At 71.6% G+C, this 17,140-nt stretch carries 23 protein-coding genes; 3 read left to right on the forward strand and 20 right to left on the reverse strand.

Annotated elements, in window-relative coordinates; translation table 11 throughout:
- Positions 1 to 18 precede the first annotated feature (18 nt).
- The 7 genes from ACFQBR_RS31150 to ACFQBR_RS31180 all read right to left on the reverse strand — a co-directional run bounded on the left by ACFQBR_RS31150 (position 19) and on the right by ACFQBR_RS31180 (position 6,799).
- Positions 19 to 771, reverse strand: coding sequence for a hypothetical protein (locus tag ACFQBR_RS31150; RefSeq protein WP_344182323.1), 753 nt, complete (start codon positions 769 to 771; stop codon positions 19 to 21).
- Positions 772 to 874: 103 nt separating this feature from the next.
- The gene (locus tag ACFQBR_RS31155; protein WP_344182321.1) at positions 875 to 1,093 is read right to left on the reverse strand and encodes a hypothetical protein; all 219 of its coding nucleotides are present in this window, start codon (positions 1,091 to 1,093) and stop codon (positions 875 to 877) included.
- Positions 1,093 to 2,625, reverse strand: a complete 1,533-nt coding sequence (locus tag ACFQBR_RS31160; RefSeq protein ID WP_344182319.1) for an anthrax toxin lethal factor-related metalloendopeptidase — start codon at positions 2,623 to 2,625, stop codon at positions 1,093 to 1,095. The genes ACFQBR_RS31155 and ACFQBR_RS31160 overlap by 1 nt, the downstream gene beginning before the upstream one ends.
- Positions 2,622 to 4,112: a phage portal protein gene (locus tag ACFQBR_RS31165; protein WP_344182372.1), complete on the reverse strand. Its 1,491-nt coding sequence runs from the start codon at positions 4,110 to 4,112 to the stop codon at positions 2,622 to 2,624. Before ACFQBR_RS31165 ends, ACFQBR_RS31160 begins: the two co-directional genes overlap by 4 nt.
- Positions 4,113 to 4,133: 21 nt before the next feature.
- Entirely contained in the window at positions 4,134 to 5,765 is a 1,632-nt protein-coding gene (locus ACFQBR_RS31170) for a hypothetical protein (protein WP_344182317.1), read from the reverse strand.
- Positions 5,749 to 6,228: a phage terminase small subunit gene (locus ACFQBR_RS31175; protein WP_344182315.1), complete on the reverse strand. Its 480-nt coding sequence runs from the start codon at positions 6,226 to 6,228 to the stop codon at positions 5,749 to 5,751. The genes ACFQBR_RS31170 and ACFQBR_RS31175 overlap by 17 nt, the downstream gene beginning before the upstream one ends.
- Positions 6,229 to 6,427: 199 nt before the next feature.
- A complete protein-coding gene (locus ACFQBR_RS31180; protein WP_344182314.1) occupies positions 6,428 to 6,799 on the reverse strand; it encodes a hypothetical protein in 372 nt (123 codons plus the stop codon).
- Positions 6,800 to 6,926: 127 nt separating this feature from the next.
- On the opposite strand from ACFQBR_RS31180, the gene ACFQBR_RS31185 reads away from it, so the two are divergent.
- On the forward strand, positions 6,927 to 7,241 hold the full coding sequence (locus ACFQBR_RS31185; RefSeq protein WP_344182312.1) for a hypothetical protein: 315 nt from the start codon (positions 6,927 to 6,929) through the stop codon (positions 7,239 to 7,241).
- Between the two features lie 672 nt (positions 7,242 to 7,913).
- Here ACFQBR_RS31185 and ACFQBR_RS31190 read toward each other — a convergent pair.
- The 12 genes from ACFQBR_RS31190 to ACFQBR_RS31245 form a co-directional block, all read right to left on the reverse strand.
- Complete coding sequence (locus tag ACFQBR_RS31190) at positions 7,914 to 8,588, reverse strand: hypothetical protein (protein WP_344182310.1); 675 nt, start codon at positions 8,586 to 8,588, stop codon at positions 7,914 to 7,916.
- A gap of 75 nt (positions 8,589 to 8,663) precedes the next feature.
- Entirely contained in the window at positions 8,664 to 9,023 is a 360-nt protein-coding gene (locus ACFQBR_RS31195; protein ID WP_344182308.1) for a hypothetical protein, read from the reverse strand.
- Positions 9,024 to 9,348: 325 nt separating this feature from the next.
- Entirely contained in the window at positions 9,349 to 11,829 is a 2,481-nt protein-coding gene (locus tag ACFQBR_RS31200) for a phage/plasmid primase, P4 family (RefSeq protein WP_344182306.1), read from the reverse strand.
- Between the two features lie 50 nt (positions 11,830 to 11,879).
- On the reverse strand, positions 11,880 to 12,188 hold the full coding sequence (locus tag ACFQBR_RS31205; RefSeq protein ID WP_344182304.1) for a hypothetical protein: 309 nt from the start codon (positions 12,186 to 12,188) through the stop codon (positions 11,880 to 11,882).
- A gap of 95 nt (positions 12,189 to 12,283) precedes the next feature.
- Entirely contained in the window at positions 12,284 to 12,487 is a 204-nt protein-coding gene (locus ACFQBR_RS31210) for a hypothetical protein (RefSeq protein WP_344182302.1), read from the reverse strand.
- A gap of 70 nt (positions 12,488 to 12,557) precedes the next feature.
- Positions 12,558 to 13,106: a hypothetical protein gene (locus ACFQBR_RS31215; RefSeq protein WP_344182300.1), complete on the reverse strand. Its 549-nt coding sequence runs from the start codon at positions 13,104 to 13,106 to the stop codon at positions 12,558 to 12,560.
- Between the two features lie 37 nt (positions 13,107 to 13,143).
- The gene (locus tag ACFQBR_RS31220) at positions 13,144 to 13,941 is read right to left on the reverse strand and encodes a PD-(D/E)XK nuclease family protein (protein ID WP_344182298.1); all 798 of its coding nucleotides are present in this window, start codon (positions 13,939 to 13,941) and stop codon (positions 13,144 to 13,146) included.
- Between the two features lies 1 nt (position 13,942).
- Positions 13,943 to 14,257, reverse strand: a complete 315-nt coding sequence (locus tag ACFQBR_RS31225; RefSeq protein ID WP_344182296.1) for a hypothetical protein — start codon at positions 14,255 to 14,257, stop codon at positions 13,943 to 13,945.
- Positions 14,257 to 14,736, reverse strand: coding sequence for a hypothetical protein (locus ACFQBR_RS31230; protein WP_344182294.1), 480 nt, complete (start codon positions 14,734 to 14,736; stop codon positions 14,257 to 14,259). The genes ACFQBR_RS31225 and ACFQBR_RS31230 overlap by 1 nt, the downstream gene beginning before the upstream one ends.
- Positions 14,733 to 14,933, reverse strand: a complete 201-nt coding sequence (locus ACFQBR_RS31235; RefSeq protein ID WP_344182292.1) for a hypothetical protein — start codon at positions 14,931 to 14,933, stop codon at positions 14,733 to 14,735. Before ACFQBR_RS31235 ends, ACFQBR_RS31230 begins: the two co-directional genes overlap by 4 nt.
- 26 nt (positions 14,934 to 14,959) lie before the next feature.
- On the reverse strand, positions 14,960 to 15,235 hold the full coding sequence (locus ACFQBR_RS31240; protein WP_344182290.1) for a hypothetical protein: 276 nt from the start codon (positions 15,233 to 15,235) through the stop codon (positions 14,960 to 14,962).
- Positions 15,235 to 15,474, reverse strand: coding sequence for a helix-turn-helix domain-containing protein (locus ACFQBR_RS31245; protein WP_344182288.1), 240 nt, complete (start codon positions 15,472 to 15,474; stop codon positions 15,235 to 15,237). The genes ACFQBR_RS31240 and ACFQBR_RS31245 overlap by 1 nt, the downstream gene beginning before the upstream one ends.
- A gap of 157 nt (positions 15,475 to 15,631) precedes the next feature.
- On the opposite strand from ACFQBR_RS31245, the gene ACFQBR_RS31250 reads away from it, so the two are divergent.
- Positions 15,632 to 16,087: a helix-turn-helix domain-containing protein gene (locus ACFQBR_RS31250; protein ID WP_344182286.1), complete on the forward strand. Its 456-nt coding sequence runs from the start codon at positions 15,632 to 15,634 to the stop codon at positions 16,085 to 16,087.
- Positions 16,088 to 16,257: 170 nt separating this feature from the next.
- Entirely contained in the window at positions 16,258 to 16,641 is a 384-nt protein-coding gene (locus tag ACFQBR_RS31255; protein WP_344182284.1) for a hypothetical protein, read from the forward strand.
- Between the two features lie 81 nt (positions 16,642 to 16,722).
- On the opposite strand, the gene ACFQBR_RS31260 is transcribed toward ACFQBR_RS31255, so the two are convergent.
- Positions 16,723 to 17,140 (reverse strand): tyrosine-type recombinase/integrase (locus tag ACFQBR_RS31260; RefSeq protein ID WP_378554929.1); only part of this gene is annotated, 418 nt, incomplete at its 5' end.

A 17,140-nucleotide genomic window follows, 5' to 3' on the forward strand; every position in this document is an offset into this window, starting at 1 on the left:
AGGCCGTCCTTTCAGGGGTTACCGGGTGTCGATTCCGAGCACGTCGTCCAGGCGGCCGTCGGCCTTGGCCTTCACGATCTGCTGGGGGCTCATCCGCTTCACGTCGTCGCGGGTGAGTTGCTCGGGCCGGGCGGCCTTGCGCGCGGCCCCGCCGTCGCCGGTGCCCTGGAACCTCTTCGCCGTTGCGGCAGCCAGGTAGGGCTTGCTGGCCAGGAGGCCCTCGATCGCGTCGGTGATCTCCTGGGTGTCGACGTCGCCGTCCTCGCCGACCTCGAACTGGTCCAGGTCGAGGAACTTCAGCGCGTCCTTGGGGTCGCTCAGCTTCCCGGCCGCGACCGCGCGCACCTCGGCGCGCAGCAGCCGGGTGTTGGCCTTGGCCGTTGCGGCCTGCTCTGCCTGGCGCCGGATCTGGTCGGGGTCGTCCTTCTTGCCGCCGCTCTTGAGCTCGGCCAGCTCGGCCTCCAGCTCACGGCGGCGCCTGGCCTCGGTGCGGCGGCGCTCCTTCTCCGCGGCCAGGGCCTTGACGCCCTTGGGGCCGAGCGGGGCGTCCTCCTCGTCCTCGTCGGGGCCGTCGGAGGTGCCCTCGGTGTCCTCGTCGGTGTCGTTGTCCTCGGCCGGGGCGTCCTCGTCGCCGGCGTCCTTCTCGTCCTGGTCCTCGTCGTCGGGGGCGCCGCCCAGCACCGGCCACACGGGGCGGCCACCGATGACGGCGAACGCCGTGAGGCCGGTGAAGGGGTGGACGGGCAGGTCGGTGTCGAGCAGATCGGTCATGGTGTTCTCTCCCGTTGCGGGTGGGTGGGGCCGGGGCGTTGCACCCGGGCACGCGAAAGCCCCGCACCGGAGCCGGTACGGGGCCTGCAGGAAGAAGCTGTCGCTACTCGCGGTTCAGCGAGGCGAGGAAGTCGTCGATGTCCGCGTCGGAGGGCGCCGACCGTTCGGCCCGGGGCAGGCGGGCGCGGGCGGCGGCCAGGGCCTCGTCGTACCCATCGTCACCAGGGCTCAGACGCTGGGCGCCGTCCCACTTGGTGCCGTCCTCCAGCGTTCCGCCGACGGGAACCAGCACGGTGACGCCGTCGCTGTCCAGCTTGGCCATCAGGGACCTCCCATCCGCGTCTCGAAGTAGTCCCACAGTAGGCGGGCCACCTGGTCGTTGCCAAGACAGTGAGCGACCATTTCATCCCACCCCAGACACCAGGCGGCGAAGGACTCGGCCCACCACTCGTCGGGTTCGTCGTAGTAGGTGTTGTACCCCGCCGTGCCGCTCAGTGCGCCGGTGGTGGTCCGGTGCAGGGCCTGCCACCGGTGCTCGGAGCTGAGGTCGCCGTGGGCCTGGTCGGTGGCGTGCCCGAACTCGTGCAGAGCCACGCTCACCGACGCGGAATCGCGGGACGTGCTGATCAGCAGGCGCCGCGTGCCGGGGACCCACACCCCGGCCACGTCGTCCCACGAGGAACCCGCAGGCCACCCGCGCGGAGGCGTCTGGAGCGGCTCGCCGCCCGGCAGGCGGGTGAGCGGCGCCTGGCCGATGGAGATGCCGCCCCCGGGGATCTGGCGCATGTAGACCAGGGTGGCGTCTCGGATGCCCTCCGGCACCTGGGACAGCTCCCCGACGACCTGTCGGGCCTCTCGGGAGCCGTCCTCCTCGAAGAACCCGGGCGTCGGCGGAGCGGGCGTCGGCGGGGTCGCGCGCACGCCGCTCACCGTGAGGTACCCGTACCGGATCAGCGCCTCGACGGCGGCCTCGCGAGAGGTGGCCTCAGCCAGGACCTGCTCCGGCATCGGCCGTGGCGCGGCCGCTCGGGCGATGCCTGCGGCGGCCATCCGGGCCCCGGCCGGGCCCCGGCGGGTGGTCCCCTCGCGGGTGAGGAGACGCCCGGCGGCGGTGGTCGTGCCCCGCCTCGCGTTGACGACCTGGCCGATGTCGGCGCCCTCGCGGATCGCCGCGGCCCCGGCCTGTCCGAACCGGCGCAGCTGCTCCGCCGGCGTCATCTGGTCGAACAGCTCGCGCGGGGACGGCCGGGGGACGCCCCCACCGGCGCGGATGGGCAGGATCGAGCAGTCGCAGTTCGGGTGCCGCTCGAACCCTTGGGAGAAGTCGTAGGTCCGGCCGGCCAGGACGATGCACCGGGCGCAAGCGGGCAGGGTGACCACGCGGGTGTAGGCCGCACCCGGACGGGTGGTGATGCCGATCAGGTCGGCGATGCGGGCGGCGTCGTGCACCTGCGTGCCCACGATGACCTCGAGCACGGCCAGTCCGGCGGCCATGGCGTCGCCGACCGCCCGGCCGGTGGTGAGGTAGGACAGGGCGGTGATCATCGGCTGGGCGAGCAGGGTCTCCAGCGGGCGCCCGTCCGAGGCAGTGCCGGACAGGGCTGCGGGGTCCAGTTGGGCGAGTGGCGCGTCGCCCGGGCCCAGCATCTGGCGCAGGTACGGTTCGGACAGTCCGGCGACGGCGCGTTGGGCTCCCGCGACCAGGGTCAGGACGCGGGGCAGGCGTGCCTGCCAGGTGTCGCGGACCCGCTCGGGGTCGACCCGGGCCCACTCGGCGCGGACGCCGCGGACGGCCCCGTTGGCGAGTCGGACCGTGTCGGCCTTGTGGGCGACGGCGTCCGGGGGAAGGCTCACGCCCTCACCTCGGCCGGAGCCTCGTCCTCCTCCGCCTCCGGATCGGCTTCGGCGGGTTCCGGTCCGCGGGACGGCCCGCCGCGACCCAGCTCGTGGGCGATGGCCTGGACGGGATCCATGTCGGACTCGCGCTGGCGCATCGCGATGACGTCGGCGACCTCGATGGGGGTGAGACCGTACCGCAGCGCCAGCCACTCGAACGGGAACCCGATGCCCTTGAGCTTGACCAGGGCGTCGGCCATCTGGGCGTGCGAGCGCGACTCGACGTCGGCCCACATCACCGACCCTGACCGGATCGCCCGCGCCTTGGCTTCGTTGCCCTGGGCCAGGGCGATCAGGGACGCGCCCTCGCGGATCCCCTGCCCGTACCAGGTGTGTTTCTCCTCGGCCTTCTTCACCAGGCCGGTCTCCGCGGCGAGCAGGGCGTCCCCGGACAGGTTGGCCATGCGACCCACCAGGTAGTGCTGAGGGGTGCGGGTCTGGGCGGCGATGTGCCCGACGGCGACCTCGATGACGTCGGTGTAGGCGCCCAGGTTCGCGGCCTGCCACTCGGCGATCCTCGTGTCGCCGGACCGGCCTTCCAGGAACAGCACCCGGTCGACCGCGAACTTGCCCAGGTCGACCGGCTTGCTCCCGACCACCTGTCCCGCCGAGTTCAGCACCGGGACCTTGGGGACCTCTGCTCCGATGATGACCCGCTGTGGGAAGGACGCGTAGTCGCTCGCCGTGAACAGGTACGCCCACAGCAGGTTGATCGAGTCCTGCATGGCCACGACGCCGGACACGTCCGAGATCGGATCGGACACCAGCATCGGCTTGTTGGGCAGCTCCACCATCGGCACGACGCCCATGGGATTGGGCTGGGGGTTGGGCTCGGCGCCCGACTCTCGGGGAATCCAGGAGCGCATCTCCTCGTCCACGTGGATGAGTTGCGGGGACTTCTCCTGTCGCTGGAGGGGGCGGACGAACTTCCACACCTCGGACGGCAGGTACAGGGTCGCGTACTCCCGCGATCCGTCCTGCCACCGCTTGAGCGCCGCCCGGCGCCGCCGGCGGGATCCGGGTTCGTAGACGACGATGCACTGGGAGGCGTCCTCGAAGGTCACCTCCGGGGTGTCCTCGTCGTCGGGGTCGCCCCACACCAGCATGAAGCTGCGGGAGTTGATCCCCGCCGACAGGAACCCCAGCTGGGAGTCGGCGTCCAGGCCGTTCTCCTGCCACACCCGCCAGAACTCGGCGTCGGCCGACTCCTGTCCGGGGACGCGGAACCCCCGCACGGTGAGCCGTTCGACCGGGGCGTCGGCCACGGGCTGGACCCAGTTGTCGGAGAAGTCGCGGTAGCGCTCCCCGTGGAACTTGCGGAACTCCTCCGAGGCGAACCGCAACGGCTGGTTGCCCCGGTAGCAGTCCTCGTTGCGGTCCATCTCGCCGCGGCGCCGGATCAGCTCCGACTCCAGGGCGGTGACCAGGTTCAGCGCCTGGGCCATGGTGGCCACACGGGCCTCCCCTCATGAGCTGTAGAAGTAGGTGACCTTCTTGACCGCCAGACCGGCGGCGGTGACGTCGCCCAGCGCCTCGTGGGCGAGCACGCTGGGGATGGCGGCGTCGATCTTCTGAGCCGGACCGGCCTTGCGGAGTACGTAGCGGTCCGCCGGCCGGGCGGCCATGCGGGTGTTGGCGATGTGCGCCGCGGTGATCTCGCACCCGTCATGGGTGAAGCTGGAACCGGTCTTGGCCACATCGGTCTTGAGCCGCTCGGCGGCGGCGTGCATCTGCACGATCCGGCGGGTGTGCCAGCGGATCACCCGCTCCTCGCCGTACTGGTCGACCCAGGCGTCGACCTCGGTCTCCCAGTACGGCGGATCCGCGTACAGGCGGACCACGTCGTAGCGGCGCATGATCTGTTCCATGGCCGCGCTGACCTCGGCCCGCGGCACCTGCCCGCCGTAGTCGGCCGGGTTCCAGATGCACGGCTGGTCGTCGGGTCCGTACACGGGCGTGAACTGGTAGCCGTCCATCGTCTCCGCCCTGATGGCGGTCCAGTCGTCCACATCGCTGCCGTCGAAGCCGAGCACGATCCGGGTGTGCGGACGCACCCGCGTGGGCTTTGCCCTCTTGGCCCACGCGGCCGGGTCCAGCCACGTCGCGGTGCCGGCCACGGCCCGGTTGCCGAAGAACCGCTCGGCCTGGGCGGGGTCCTTCTCCGCCAGCTCCATCGCCTCGGCGTCGATGACGTCGTGGTTCACCCACCAGGAGTCGCCGTAGACGACCTGGTAGATCTTGCGCCGCTCGACCCTGTCGGCGAAGGACAGGGTCGCGGGGGGCTGGAGGTGGTCGCGGTAGACGTCCTTGGCCTTGGCCTCGTAGGACCGCTGGGCCACGGACCCCTCCGACGGGTCCCAGGCGTTGGTGGTCTCCACCGCCCGGCCGCCCATGCCGGCCAGGCCGCGGCGCTGGGTCTCGGCGACCTTCACCATCTTGTTCGCGGCGGTCCAGATGCCGGTCTCGTCCTGGGCCACGAACGTGACCCGCTGGCCCAGGCGGGACTGGGCGGAACTGGTGACGGTGACGATCTGCCCGCCCCCCGGGAGCCGGGTGAACTCCTCACCCACCTTCGGGATCACCTCGGCGAGCGGGCCGAGCTGGATCATCGGCTTGAGCGCCGAGTAGATGTTGTCGGTCTGGTCGTCGGAGAAGGCCGTCACCTGGATGAGCGGGGTCGGCCACGGGATGGCCATCGCCTCGCCCGGCTCGTAGGTGTACACCCACCCGCAGTCGCACCCGTGCCGGGAGCACCGGTATCTCTCCCCGCCGCGGGCGAACCCGGAGAACACGGCCGGCCCCACACCCTCCAGGCACAGCTGGCTCGCGGTCAGCGGCCCCTTGCCCCACTTCTGCGGGCGGACCAGCAGCGAGCGCCGGTAGACGAACGCCGAGGCCGGCGCGTCCAGCGAGGCGACCACGTCCGCGTCGGGGCGGACCCGGTAGTGGTTGGCGTAGAACCACGCCTGCTCGTCGGTGAGCAGGTACGGCTCTCCTGCGTGGAACTTGTCGGGGATGACGCAGTGCCGCTCGATCCAGTCGATCGCGACGAACAGGGTGGGCCAGGTGACGACCTCGGGCTCAGTCCCCGTCGCCATGGACGACCGTCAACCGGGCCCGGGCCGACGGACGGGCCGGCGCGGCGGACGCGTTCGCATCGTCGGCATCGCCCCGGTCCTGTTCGGGGGCGGTGATTCTCCACCGGTTGCGGAGCATCCCCTGCACGGACAGTCCTAGGCTGTCGAGGTACTGGCGGACGACCTTCTGGAGCTCCACCGAGGCCCTGGGCAGTTCCGCTTCGGAGAGCTTGCGCACGAACATCGCGACCTCGTACCGCTGGTCCAGGCGCTCCCACATCACGGCCTGGGGGCGCGACCACAGATCACACCACAGGTCCCACTCGCGGGGCTGCACGTCGATGAGCGGCCAGTCCGGCGGGGCTCCGGTGCGGCCTTCGGCGGGCAGGGTCGACCACGCGGCGGCGTCGCCGGGCCGGTTGCGCCGAAGCGCGCCGGGGTCGGGGGCCGGGCCGGACACGGCGCGAGCTCCTCCGCTGGGCATGGTGGCCTCCTTCGAGCAGGCTGCGTCGCGCAGCACGGCAGGCCGTCACATCGCGTGACGGTGGGACCTTGTGAACCTGACCGGCTTTTTTCGCCCCGCCCCGGCGTTCCCCCGACCCACCTCCTCAGGAGGCCCACCCTCAGGTCACAGGCCCGTGGCGGCATGGGGTGTTCGTTTGTACAGATCAGAGGGCATGTGGTCATGTTCGGTGATTCCATCCGCCCGGTTCCTCGATCGCGGTCACCTTCGAGTGACACGACTTGGTCAGGGCCTGGAGGTTCTCGGGGTCATGGCCACGAGGACCGAGCGGACCGAGACCGTCGAGGTGGTGCACATGCTCGGCGTGCGGACGCTGAAGAGGAGGGAGCGCGCCGTGCTGCTCGCACTCGCACCAGGGATGGTCGTCGAGGTAGTCGGCGCGCGTGCGCTCCCATCTCCTGTCGTACCCCTTGGAGCGCGCGCTGGGGCGTCGGCGCTCCCGGGCTCTGCGGCAGTCGGGACAGGCGCCCTGTCGGGTGAGGGCCGGGCACCCGGGGGTGGGGCACGCCTGGAGGGCCCTACGGCGGGCCATGGGCATCTCCTGACGCACGTGGTGGGGCGTTGGTGTACACGGTGGCCTGTGCCGGCCAGGTGGCCTCAGGGGGGCGCAGGTGCGTGCCACGATGGCGCCACGCCCGAATCCCTGAAGTGAGGTCCCCATGGCTGATGTCCAGCTGCGCCCCGACATCCAGGCCGCCCGGGACCGGATGTCGCACCGGCTCGGGTCGAACCGCGAGATCAACAAGGCCGAGACCGGCCAGATGCAGAAGCCGGACGGCAAGGCCGTGGTGGACGCGATCAACAGCATCATCTCGAGGGGTCCGGTGCACGCCCAGGCCGCGCCGGCGCACCACGCCCCGCCGGTTCAGCATGCTCCGTCTGCGCCGATGTCGTCCTTCGAGATGGTGAAGGAGCTGCGCAACCGCGGCGTGCTCACCCCGGACGAGTTCGGGCAGATCGTGAACGGGCTCTGAGCGGAGACCTTCTTCGCCTCAGGGGCGTGAGAGTGAGGTGCCCCGGCCGTCCGCCCCCTCAAGCGGTCGGCCGGGGCAGGCCCGATCCGTGTCGACGCGCACGGCCTCCCAGGGGTGCGCGGCCATCGGACGGGCAGCACCCGCGCGGGGCCGGGCAGCATGTGCGGGCCGGCGGCGGCGCGGGTACGTGGGGCGCCCGGCGGTGGAGACGCACCGGCGGGGGTGGTTGGGGGACCAAGGGGACTGCGGTGCGTCTTGGAGCGGCAGGAGTGTTCGGCCTCTGCTCGCAACCGACCTCAAGAGGCATTCATGGCATCCGTTGGCAACTTCGGAGTTCAGGATCTTCCCGGGCCCCAGGGTTTTGCGCCCACTGTTTGACCGTTGGAGCGTGGATGGCCGCCACGACCCAGGTCGACGGCACCTCGGCCTGTGCGATGTGCGGTGTGAGCCGCACCGGAGGGGCAGATGCGTCATCAAGGAGCTCGCGAGGGGCCTGGCCATGGACCAGAACCCGCTGCTTCACCAAGAGCCGCGGAAGGCGTCCAAGGCTGGAGAGGTGGACGCCTACCTGAGCCCGGCTCGCACGACGAAGGCCCCGACCGTTTCCCGATCGGGGCCTTCTCACGTCTTCGGAAAGCTTTCGCCATCCTGCTCCGCATTATCCCAGTCTTGTCAAGTCCGCGCAAGTCGGGCCGCCACGCGTCCCGACCGCCGCCTCGCCTTCCCCTCCTCGCGCACCGTGCTCGTGTGCGCCCGGTCCACCTCGCACCGCACCTGGCCGTCGATCGGCAGCCCGGGGGCGATAACGACGAACAGCCTGCCGCCGCATGTCCGAGGGGTCTGGCCGTCCAGGGAGATGGTCCTGCAGGGGTCGGGGAGCGGGACGGCGCGGATGGGGCGGTCGACCGCGCGCAGGGCCTGGCGGACGGAGGCGAGGACCTCGTCGACGAGCTCGGCGCCGTACTCGCGTGTGCGGGCCCAGCGCATGACGGGGGCGAGCCAGGCGGCCATGGCGGCGAGGGTGTCGGCGGGCAGGGCCTGCTTGGATCCGTCGGCGTGGACCAGGCGGACCCACGTCGAGAGGGTGGAGCGGAGGACGGTGGCGGCCTCGGACGCGCGCAGGTCGAGCGGCAGGGGTGCCTCGGAGGCCTTCGTGGGCTTCCCGCCGGAGCGGCCGGTGCCGAGCGCGGTCTGCTTCGCGGTGGCGGTCACCAGGTCCTCGGCGAGCCACTCGGCCACCTGGCGCAGGGCGGCGGCGGCATCGTCGGCGCACCTGGTGCACACGCGGGCGTCGTCGCCGCTGGGGCGGTCGCAGAGGTCGCACGAGAAGTGGTCGATGCTCAACATGTCCCCCGGGGTGTTCGTTCGGCAGGTCGGAAAAGGGCGTCGGAGCCGCAGATGTGGGTTATCGGAGGCCTCCGGTCAGAACGGGATGTCGTCGGGTGGGGTGAACAGGTCGGGTTCGCCGGGTGGTGACGGCGGGGGGATGGCGGAGGCGGGGATAGGTCCGGGGCACCGGTGGGTGGCGACGACCGGGTGCTTGCGGTGGACGATCAGCTCGGGGATGCGCTCCACGAGCGCCGGGGCTCCGAGGCCGCCGAGGCCGAGGAGGTTGTAGGTCGTCCGGCCCTCGAGCCGTGCTCGGAGTTCGGCGTGGCCGTCGAGGTGGAGCGGGTCGGCCCGGACCGGCAGGGCGGCGACGGCGGCGTCCAGGGCGACGACGATCGCGCTCTCGCACCGCGGGCAGACGTCGAGGCGGGCACGGACCTTCGGGGCCTTCACCGGGGGCTCCTGCGGGCCCCGGAGTACCGGCAGTACCCCTCAGTACCCCCTACGGGGGTTTCGTCGTCGACCTGAGCGTGCGTGTGCGCGCGTACGCGTGGGAGCGGAACTGTGCAATAAGGGGTTCTAGGGGGTACTGCGAGGCCTCGAACAGGAAAAACGTCTTTGAAGAGGGGTACTGCAAGGGGGTGCTTTCGGGTACTGGGAAGGGTCCTGGGGGGTACTGCCACAGGCTGCGCGGACGCCTCCGCGCCCTCTCCGGGCGCCGGGCAGTACCCCTTCTCGAGTACCCCCTCGCGGGACGGCACCCCTGCGATCGTGCGCATCAGGCACCTGCCCGGCGGTCGTCTTCGGTGCCGTCGTCGATGAGCGCGAGGCCCTCGTAGAACTTGCGGCCGTTGGACGCCTTGCGTGCGTGCCCGCGGCCGGTGAGCTCCCGACCGAGCGACTGGGCGTTGAGGGGCTTGATGCCCTCGCCCGTGCACCAGGACTCGTAGGCGGCCCGGAGGGCCTTCGCCTCCTGCTTCACCTGTGCGCTGGTGCTGGCGTGGCAGCACTCCTCGAGGAACCGGCCGACGTGGTCCTCCTCGGAGGCGTACTTGTCGGTGGCCGCCTTGACCCTCGTGGGGTCCGCCAGGCCGGAGGCGAAGTACTGGCGGGCGCCCTCCACGACCCACGCGAGGATGCCGGGGCCCTCCTCCCCGACGAGGATGCGCGCGAGGTTCTCCACGCGCTTCTCGGGCGGGACGGTGTGCAGGAACGGGACCAGGCGCAGGCGTCGCCAGAAGCTCGTGCCGCCCGTCTTCACCTCGGGCTGGTGGTTGCCCATGAGCCAGAGGTGGTGGGTGGGCTCGAACGTGAAGTGGTCCTGGCGCATGAACCGGGCGGTCACCACATCGCCGCCGGTGAGGGCCTTCATCTTCGCCTCGTCGAAGCGGTCCTCGGCGTTGACCTCGGAGCAGATCACCAGGCGCATCCCCTGGAGGCGGGCGAGTTCGGTCTCGTGGGAGGAGCGTGAGTTCATGAGGAAGTCGTGCGGCGCGGAGGAGGCGTAGTCGCCGAGCAGGGCCCGGAGGACGTCGAGCAGGACCGACTTGCCGTTGGACCCTCCGCCGTGGAGGAAGGGCAGGACGTGGGTGCCGGTGTCGGCGCTGGCGGAGTACCCGGCGAGCCGCTGGACGTAGCCGATGATCTCGGCGTCGCCGCCGAAGGTGTCGGCGAGGAAGGTGTCCCACCTCGGGGTGGCCGTGGCGGGGTCGGGGGCGGCGGTGGCGGATCGGGTGTGGAGCTGGGCGGGGTCGGGGGCGGCGAGGGTGCCGGTCTTGAGGTCGACGACGCCGCCGGTGGTGTTGAGCAGGTGGGGGTCGGCGTCGAGCTGGGCGGCGGGGGCGACGACGCGGGGGTCGGTGCGGGCGAGCTGGACCATGGCGCCGAGGTTGCGGGCGGCCAGCGACCGGGCCTTGTGGGCGGCGTCCTCCTTCCCGTCGTCGGGCAGGTTCCGGGCGATGGCGCGGGCGAGCTCGGGAACATGGCCCCGGTCGTCCCAACCCCACCGGTGTCCGTCCCAGACGAGCCATTTGCCGCGTTCGGGGACGTAGCGGATGTTGGTGGCGTGTTCGTCGACCAACCTCAGGGCGTTGCCGTCGTCGGTGCGGGAGTAGGTGTCCAGCTGGGCGACGGGTGCGGGCTCGTCGACCTTGAGGGCTGCGGCGCCGTCGGTGGCCGGCGCCCGGCCGGACCGGGTGAACGGGGTGGGGACGGCGGACAGGTGCCGGACGGGCTCGGGCACGGGCCGGCCGAACCCGGCGGCGCTGAGCGCGCGGGCCGCGGCCCTGCCGTCGCCGCCGTGTTCGAGGAGCGTGTATGCCCAGAACTTGGTGAAGGGCGTCTCGGAGTCGAACTCGGTCGAGGTGGTGAAGACGTACAACCTGTCCCTGGCGGGGTCGTGGCCGGTGGTCGCGGAGATCCCCATGCTCTTCCCGGGGCGCCTCCAGTACCGCGTGTGGCCGTGCGGGGGCAGCTCGACCCAGCCGTGGGGGGTGAGGATGTCGGTCCAGTCGGTACGGGCCTCGTAGTCGTCGCCGGGCGAGAGACCGCCGTCGGGGCGTTGTCCGGTGGAGGGCTGGGAGAACGCCGGAGGCAGCTCAGCCACCGGCATGGCGTCGAGCATCCGGGCCAGCTCCAGGAGCGCGTCGGAGGTCTCGCGGTCCAGGGTGACGATCGTGTCGGGGCCGCCGGCGCGCATTTCCCAGGGGCGGCCGGTGGGGTGGACCGGGCCGTGGGAGGGGGCGACGACGAGGAAGCCGCCCTCGCTCTTGGTCTCGATGAGGACCTGGATCTTCTGCTTCGGCGCGGCGGCCAGCTCCTCGGCCGTGCTCGGCCGCCGGGCCAACTTCAGGTTCTCCACGCCTTCGCCGTCGTCGATGCGCCAGAGGAGGTGGAGGCCGCCGGAGGCGGTGGACTCGGTGTACCCGGCCATCACCTGGTTGCGGAGGACGTCGCCGAGGCCGGAGTGGTCGGCGAGCTCGACGTACCTCTGGAAGACTCCCTCAGCGACCGCGCGGCCCTCGACGTCCAGGGCGACGAGTCCTCCGGAGATGCGGCCGGTGACGATGCCGATGCCGGGGTGGCCGTCGGCGAACCAGTCGTCGAGCTGTTCCTCGCCGGGGCGGACGTCCATGTAGGTCCGCCACCCGCCGGATCCCGTGTAGGGCGCCTTGGTGCCGTTGGCGGCGGCGCGGACGACGCAGACCCCGGCGGCGTGGAAGGCGTTGGCCGCGTCGAGGGTGGCGGAGCGCTCGGTCACGTGAGTCCTGTCCGAGGCGTGCTGGTGGGACCGGGGTTCGGTGGGTCCGGTCATCGGCGGGTGCCCTGCCACTGGCGGATGGGGTGGGCATGGGTGCCGGGATCGGTGGAGGCGACCCATCCGACGGCGTGGATGACGCCGCGGCGGCGGGCGTGGGCGAACCGGCCGCCGATGGCGGCGGTGTTGGTCCCGGCGGGGATGTACGCGCGGAGGTCGTTGGCGGAGAACGCCTGTCCGGTGGCGGCGGCGCGGGCGATGAGGAGGTCGATCGCAACGACATCGTCCCCGGCGGCCTCGACAGCCGCGGCCATCCCGGCGTCCCGAAGACGCTCCCCCTCTGCGGTGTCGAGCTGCTGCACTGCTCCCCCTCGTCGTGCGTGTGACTGGTGGTGGGCGCCCGTCCTGCGGCTTGCACGCGGGGCCCAGCTGGATCCGGTCGGGCTGGGAGGCGGGGTCAGGCGAGCAGGTCGCCGGAGAGGAACGCCTCCATGGCGTCGGTCCGGTGGAGCGTCGCGGCCCTCGGGTTCTCGCGGGCAGCACCAGCGGCGCACCGGGGGCAGGTGGGTTCGGTGGTCTCCTCACCCCGGGCGGTCCAGGCCCCGCAGTGCGCCCACCCGGGGGCTTCGCCGCTGACGAGCTGATGCGTGTGCTTGTCCATGTCGTCTCCTTGAGGGGGTGGGGCCCGCCGTGTCCGAGGCACCGCGTGGACACGGCGGGCGGCCGGTGGACTACTTCTGCCGGAGGCTGGCCAGGAGCGCCTGGACGGCGGGGTCGGACGGGTCGGCCATCGCCGGGGCCGCCGGGGCGGGAGAGGCCGGAGCGGCGGTCGCCTCCTGCTGGGCCGGCGCCGGAACGGGGGCCGCGGGGGCCGTCTGCGGGACGGGCCGGGTAATGCCCTTCTCACGGGCCTCCATCCACGCCTGGGCCCGGACGGCGTCGTCGGAGTCCTCGCGGTACTCCTCCAGCACCCATGCCTCGAAGCCGCTCTTGGTGATCGCCTTTCCGATGCGGCCCAGGACCAGCGACTGTCCGGCGTGGAGCCGGTTGACGATGCCGGTGTGCGTGACCAGGACGCCCTCGCGCAACCCCTCTCCGGGGACCTCGTCGAGGTCGACCAGGTCGACCGTGGCGGCGGGGACCTCGCGCTGCTTGAACTGGTCGAAGCGGTCCTCGATCGCGTACACCTGGGTGATGAGGATGAGGTGGCCGGCGTGCTCGGCGGGCTTGAAGAACCCGCCCATGGCCGGGACGCTCGGCTTGCTGAACTGGAACGACATGGGTGTCTCCTGATTTCCTGTGCGGCCTGGTGGCGGGTCAGGCGTCGTGGTCGGTGATGTCTCCGGGACAGCCGACGGCGAGATCGGTGGACCCGGGTTTCCAGAACGGGCAGAACCTGCACGCGCTGGAAGCCTCGGAGGGGAACTGGGCCCACATCTCGGGGCGGGCCTCGGGGTCCAGGGCGATGAGGAGATCGCGGATCGCCCCGAGTCGCTTGAGGGCGTCGAGGGCGACCTTGCGCTCATAGGTGTCGGTCCACACCCAGAGGCCGCCGAGCATCCCGCCGCGGGGGTACATGGCCAGGGCGACGGTTCGGGGTGTGTGGCCGGTGCGCTCGAAGCCGAGGCCGTACAAGTTCGCCTGGATCCGGTACTGCTCGCGGACACCTTGTGTGCGGTACTTGCGCATAGAGGAGGTCCCGATCACCTTGTGGTCCAGGACCGTCCCGGTGGCGGTGTCGTAGGCGTCGCAGCTCCCGCCGAGCCGGTAGCCGGAGACCGAGCCGTCGTCGACCTCGACGCGCTCCTCGACGAGGAACCGGCGGGCGCCGGTCTTGGCGTTGTGGGCTTCGAGGGCCTGGGCGAGCCAGGCGTGGGTGGCGGTGCCGACGATGCTGGGCCAGGGGTCCCCGCCGGTGTTGACGGCGGGCCAGTCCATGAGCTTGTAGGCGAGCCGCCGGGGGCAGGGGTCGCCGACCTCGGACGGGCCGATCCGGCGCTGCAACGACCTGGGGGCGTCGGTGGCGGTGTCGGTGATGATCTCGGTGAGCATCCGCCGGATGCCCTCGCTGCTGTCGGCCTCGACGCCGTAGGCCTCACCGGGCTGGGTGAACACCTCAGCCCTCCCCGGTGGTGGGGTCGACGAGGACGAACCGGCGGGAGCCGGGGGAGATCTTCGTGAACTCACGGGCGAGGTCGGGATGCTCCTTGCGGAGCGACTTCACGTCGACGGTCTCCCGCGGCTTCGTCCACCGGTAGTAGACGACCGGGGTAGAGCCGATCCGAGCCTCGGTGGCGTCACCGAGGAAGCCCTTGAGCTTGTCCTCGATCGCCTGCTCCAGCTCCTTCTTCTCGGCGATCTGGGCGCGGATCAGACGCAGGGCTGCGACCAGGGTCGCCTCGGAGGTGATGTCGACGTGCCGCTCGGCCATCACGCCACCACCTCGACGGCGGGCACCGCGGTGGAGGGGGTGCCGTACCCGGCGGCGTGGAGGAGGGGGACGAGGGCGGACAGGCGCATGCGGACGGGCTCGGAGAACAGGGTGTCGGCGAGCGGGATGCGGCCGCGGCACAGGCTCATCCAGGTGACCATGTCGGCGTGCGCCCACCAACTGGCGGCGCGCGCCGGGCCGTAGCCGGTGCGCTTGGTGACGAGGATGCCGAGGTCCGCGCCCGCGTTGAGGCGTTCGCGCTCGGTCTCCTCCAGCCAGTCGCCGAGGAGGCCGTCCCCGACCGTTTCCGCCGTGCGTCCGCCCTTCACCTCCCAGCAGATGCCCGGGGTCCCCGAGACGTCACCGCAGTCGAGTGCGCCGGTCAGCGCGCGGCGCTCGGCCGCGGGCCAGCCGTGGGCGGCGAGGTAGCGGACGACGGCAGTCTCGGCGGTGGTGCCGATGTCCTTGGGGCGGCTCATGCGCCGTCTCCCGTCAGGGTCGTGAGGTGGTGGCAGGCGCGTTGGAGGCGCTTCTCGACGCGGTCGCGGGCGGGGCCCGGCTTCGGGGGCGTGGACTGCTCGTACAGATCGTGGGCAAGGCGGCGGACGATGGCCCGGAGGGCCATGGACCGGTCGTACCGGCACTCCAGGTACGCGGCGGGTTCAGCGAGGATCACTAGGCCCTTCTTCCGATGGTGGGCGGTCAAGCTGCGGGGCGCTTGGCGGCGGCGCGCCGGCGGCGGGCCTCGACTCCTGCCATGGACAGGCGCCGGTAGTAGGCGCTGCGGGCGGAGGCGGCGGCGCGGGCCCGGTCCGCGGGCTTCATGGAGCCGTCGGGATCGACCTGCTGCTCCCACTTCTGTTCGCGGGCCCGGTTCGCCGGGGCGAGCCGCTCGGCGCGGACGGGGGTGCGGGCCCAGGAGGTGTGCGCGGCCAGGGACGCGATCTGCGACCGGCGCCGGGGGTCGGGGTGTGCCATCAGGCGGCCTCCGCGTCGGTGCTCCTGGCCGTGGTGGCAGTGATCGCGGCCAGGTCGACGCCGATGTGGGCGGAGGCGGCTCGGGCGAGCTTCATGGTTCCCGGCTTGCGTCCGGCCTCGATGTTGTTGAGGTAGGAGCCGCTGATGCCCATGACCGCGGCGAGGTCCGACTGGGTGATGCCGTAGGCGACCCGGAGTGCCGCGAGTGCAGCTCCGTGAATGGTGCGTCTGGTGGTCATGACCACAAGCTTAGGAAATATTAGGAAATCTGGCAAGCCCAGGAAAGGAAGTAGTGGGAAACCCGCGCCAGTCGACTAGGGAGCCCTGGCCTGATGAGGTAAGTTGCGTGACTGTCTTGAAGCAAAGCTTCCTAAACTTTCCTGAGATGGTGGACCCATGTCCCTCGGAGACCGCATAAGAACCGCACGCCAACGCGCACGCCTGACCCAGGAACAGCTCGCCGAACGCGTCGGCGTGGGGCGGCGGACCATCGACAACTGGGAGAACGGCAGGACGCTGCCGAAGAACGTCGTGGCCCTCGAGGACGTACTCGGCTCCCTCGCCGGAGAAGCGTCCGCCCCCACGGAAGAGGCGGCGCGGGCGTCAACACCGGAAGGGGGCCGCTTCGCCACCGAGGAGCGGCGGTCCCGCCTGACCGGTCGCGTGTGGCGCATCGTCACCGACCTGGAGGCGGACACCGAGGGGATCCCACCCGAGGAGGCGGACGCGATGATCGAACGGGCGATGGCGAACGCGGAGGCTCAGGCCCGACTCATGCTCGACGCCGAGCTGCGCCGCCGCGAGCGGCACCGGAACCAAGGCGAAGCCGCCCCAGTGGAGGACCAAACCTGACCGCTTGTCCACATGCGGCCACGTCCGCCGTAAACCGGCCACGCATTGTGGAAACGACTAGCACCCTGTGAAACGGGCAGGTCAAAAGGTTGGATTCGTACATACGTTCCCATTAATATGATCATCCCCGCCCCCAGCGGGACCCCAGCAGCACACGGGAGGGGATATCCATGCAGCTGTACCGCCCCCCGGCGCGATGGCGCGCCGCCGTCTACGACCCCCGCTACCAGGTCTCCGCCACCCTGGACACCCTGCCTCCGAGCCTGCCGCTCTTCTGCACGCGCATCTCGCCGAACTGGTACCACGTCGTCGTGCGGGACGGGATCGACTACGGCGAACTCGCCCTCGCCTACGCCCACGCCGATCTCCCCCCGTGGATCGGCCCGCGGGTGTTCGCCGTCCTCGGTGTCGTCAGCCCGGCGGTCGACCTGGACGCCTACCACCGCACGCGGTGGTGGGGCCTGGACTGGCCGATCAACCCCACCTCGGCGCGCCTCCTGGAGGAGGTCGGCGGGGACCTCGTGACGAAGTGGCACCACGCCTGGATGAACTGACCCCCGCCCGCCCCAGGGCATGGAACACGACCGCGCCCCCTGCTCCACGGGAGAGAGCAGGGGGCGCGGTCGTGTGCGGGGTCAGAACCGGTCGGCGATGCCGAGCCGCTGCGACTCCTGCCATGCGAGGCGGTCGCGCGAGTGGGAGACATACAGGTTGATCATCTGCTCCGAGGACCATCCGGCACGGGCCTTGAGCGCGTCCCTGGACCCGCCCGCGTCCAGGTGCCACGTGGCCATGGAACGGCGGAACCGGTGCGGGTGCACCGGCTCGCTGATCCCGGCCGCTTCTCCCCGGACACGGACCATCCTCTGCACACCTGTGCGTCCGAACGCCCCCCGCTTGCCCAGCCACAGGGCGGCCAGGTGCTGGGCGGGGTGTTGTTGGGACCGGTGGCGCAAGTAGCGGTCCAGGGCCGCGGCGGTGCGCGCGGAGACGTCGACGAAGTGCGTCGTGCCGCCCTTGAGCCGCAGGCGCAGGAGCGGCGGGTCGTGGTCG

Origin of the sequence: Nocardiopsis tropica, assembly GCF_042660575.1 — a bacterium.
Classification (GTDB): domain Bacteria; phylum Actinomycetota; class Actinomycetes; order Streptosporangiales; family Streptosporangiaceae; genus Nocardiopsis; species Nocardiopsis tropica.

Excerpts from the sequence above, each read along its gene's own strand:
- ACFQBR_RS31150 (WP_344182323.1), bottom strand. The coding sequence starts at position 771 with ATGACCGATCTGCTCGACACCGACCTGCCCGTCCACCCCTTCACCGGC.
- ACFQBR_RS31155 (WP_344182321.1), bottom strand. The coding sequence starts at position 1,093 with ATGGCCAAGCTGGACAGCGACGGCGTCACCGTGCTGGTTCCCGTCGGC.
- ACFQBR_RS31165 (WP_344182372.1), bottom strand. The coding sequence starts at position 4,112 with ATGGCCCAGGCGCTGAACCTGGTCACCGCCCTGGAGTCGGAGCTGATC.
- ACFQBR_RS31170 (WP_344182317.1), bottom strand. The coding sequence starts at position 5,765 with ATGGCGACGGGGACTGAGCCCGAGGTCGTCACCTGGCCCACCCTGTTC.
- ACFQBR_RS31175 (WP_344182315.1), bottom strand. The coding sequence starts at position 6,228 with ATGCCCAGCGGAGGAGCTCGCGCCGTGTCCGGCCCGGCCCCCGACCCC.
- ACFQBR_RS31180 (WP_344182314.1), bottom strand. The coding sequence starts at position 6,799 with ATGGCCCGCCGTAGGGCCCTCCAGGCGTGCCCCACCCCCGGGTGCCCG.
- ACFQBR_RS31185 (WP_344182312.1), top strand. The coding sequence starts at position 6,927 with ATGGCTGATGTCCAGCTGCGCCCCGACATCCAGGCCGCCCGGGACCGG.
- ACFQBR_RS31190 (WP_344182310.1), bottom strand. The coding sequence starts at position 8,588 with ATGTTGAGCATCGACCACTTCTCGTGCGACCTCTGCGACCGCCCCAGC.
- ACFQBR_RS31210 (WP_344182302.1), bottom strand. The coding sequence starts at position 12,487 with ATGGACAAGCACACGCATCAGCTCGTCAGCGGCGAAGCCCCCGGGTGG.
- ACFQBR_RS31215 (WP_344182300.1), bottom strand. The coding sequence starts at position 13,106 with ATGTCGTTCCAGTTCAGCAAGCCGAGCGTCCCGGCCATGGGCGGGTTC.
- ACFQBR_RS31225 (WP_344182296.1), bottom strand. The coding sequence starts at position 14,257 with ATGGCCGAGCGGCACGTCGACATCACCTCCGAGGCGACCCTGGTCGCA.
- ACFQBR_RS31230 (WP_344182294.1), bottom strand. The coding sequence starts at position 14,736 with ATGAGCCGCCCCAAGGACATCGGCACCACCGCCGAGACTGCCGTCGTC.
- ACFQBR_RS31240 (WP_344182290.1), bottom strand. The coding sequence starts at position 15,235 with ATGGCACACCCCGACCCCCGGCGCCGGTCGCAGATCGCGTCCCTGGCC.
- ACFQBR_RS31245 (WP_344182288.1), bottom strand. The coding sequence starts at position 15,474 with ATGACCACCAGACGCACCATTCACGGAGCTGCACTCGCGGCACTCCGG.
- ACFQBR_RS31250 (WP_344182286.1), top strand. The coding sequence starts at position 15,632 with ATGTCCCTCGGAGACCGCATAAGAACCGCACGCCAACGCGCACGCCTG.
- ACFQBR_RS31255 (WP_344182284.1), top strand. The coding sequence starts at position 16,258 with ATGCAGCTGTACCGCCCCCCGGCGCGATGGCGCGCCGCCGTCTACGAC.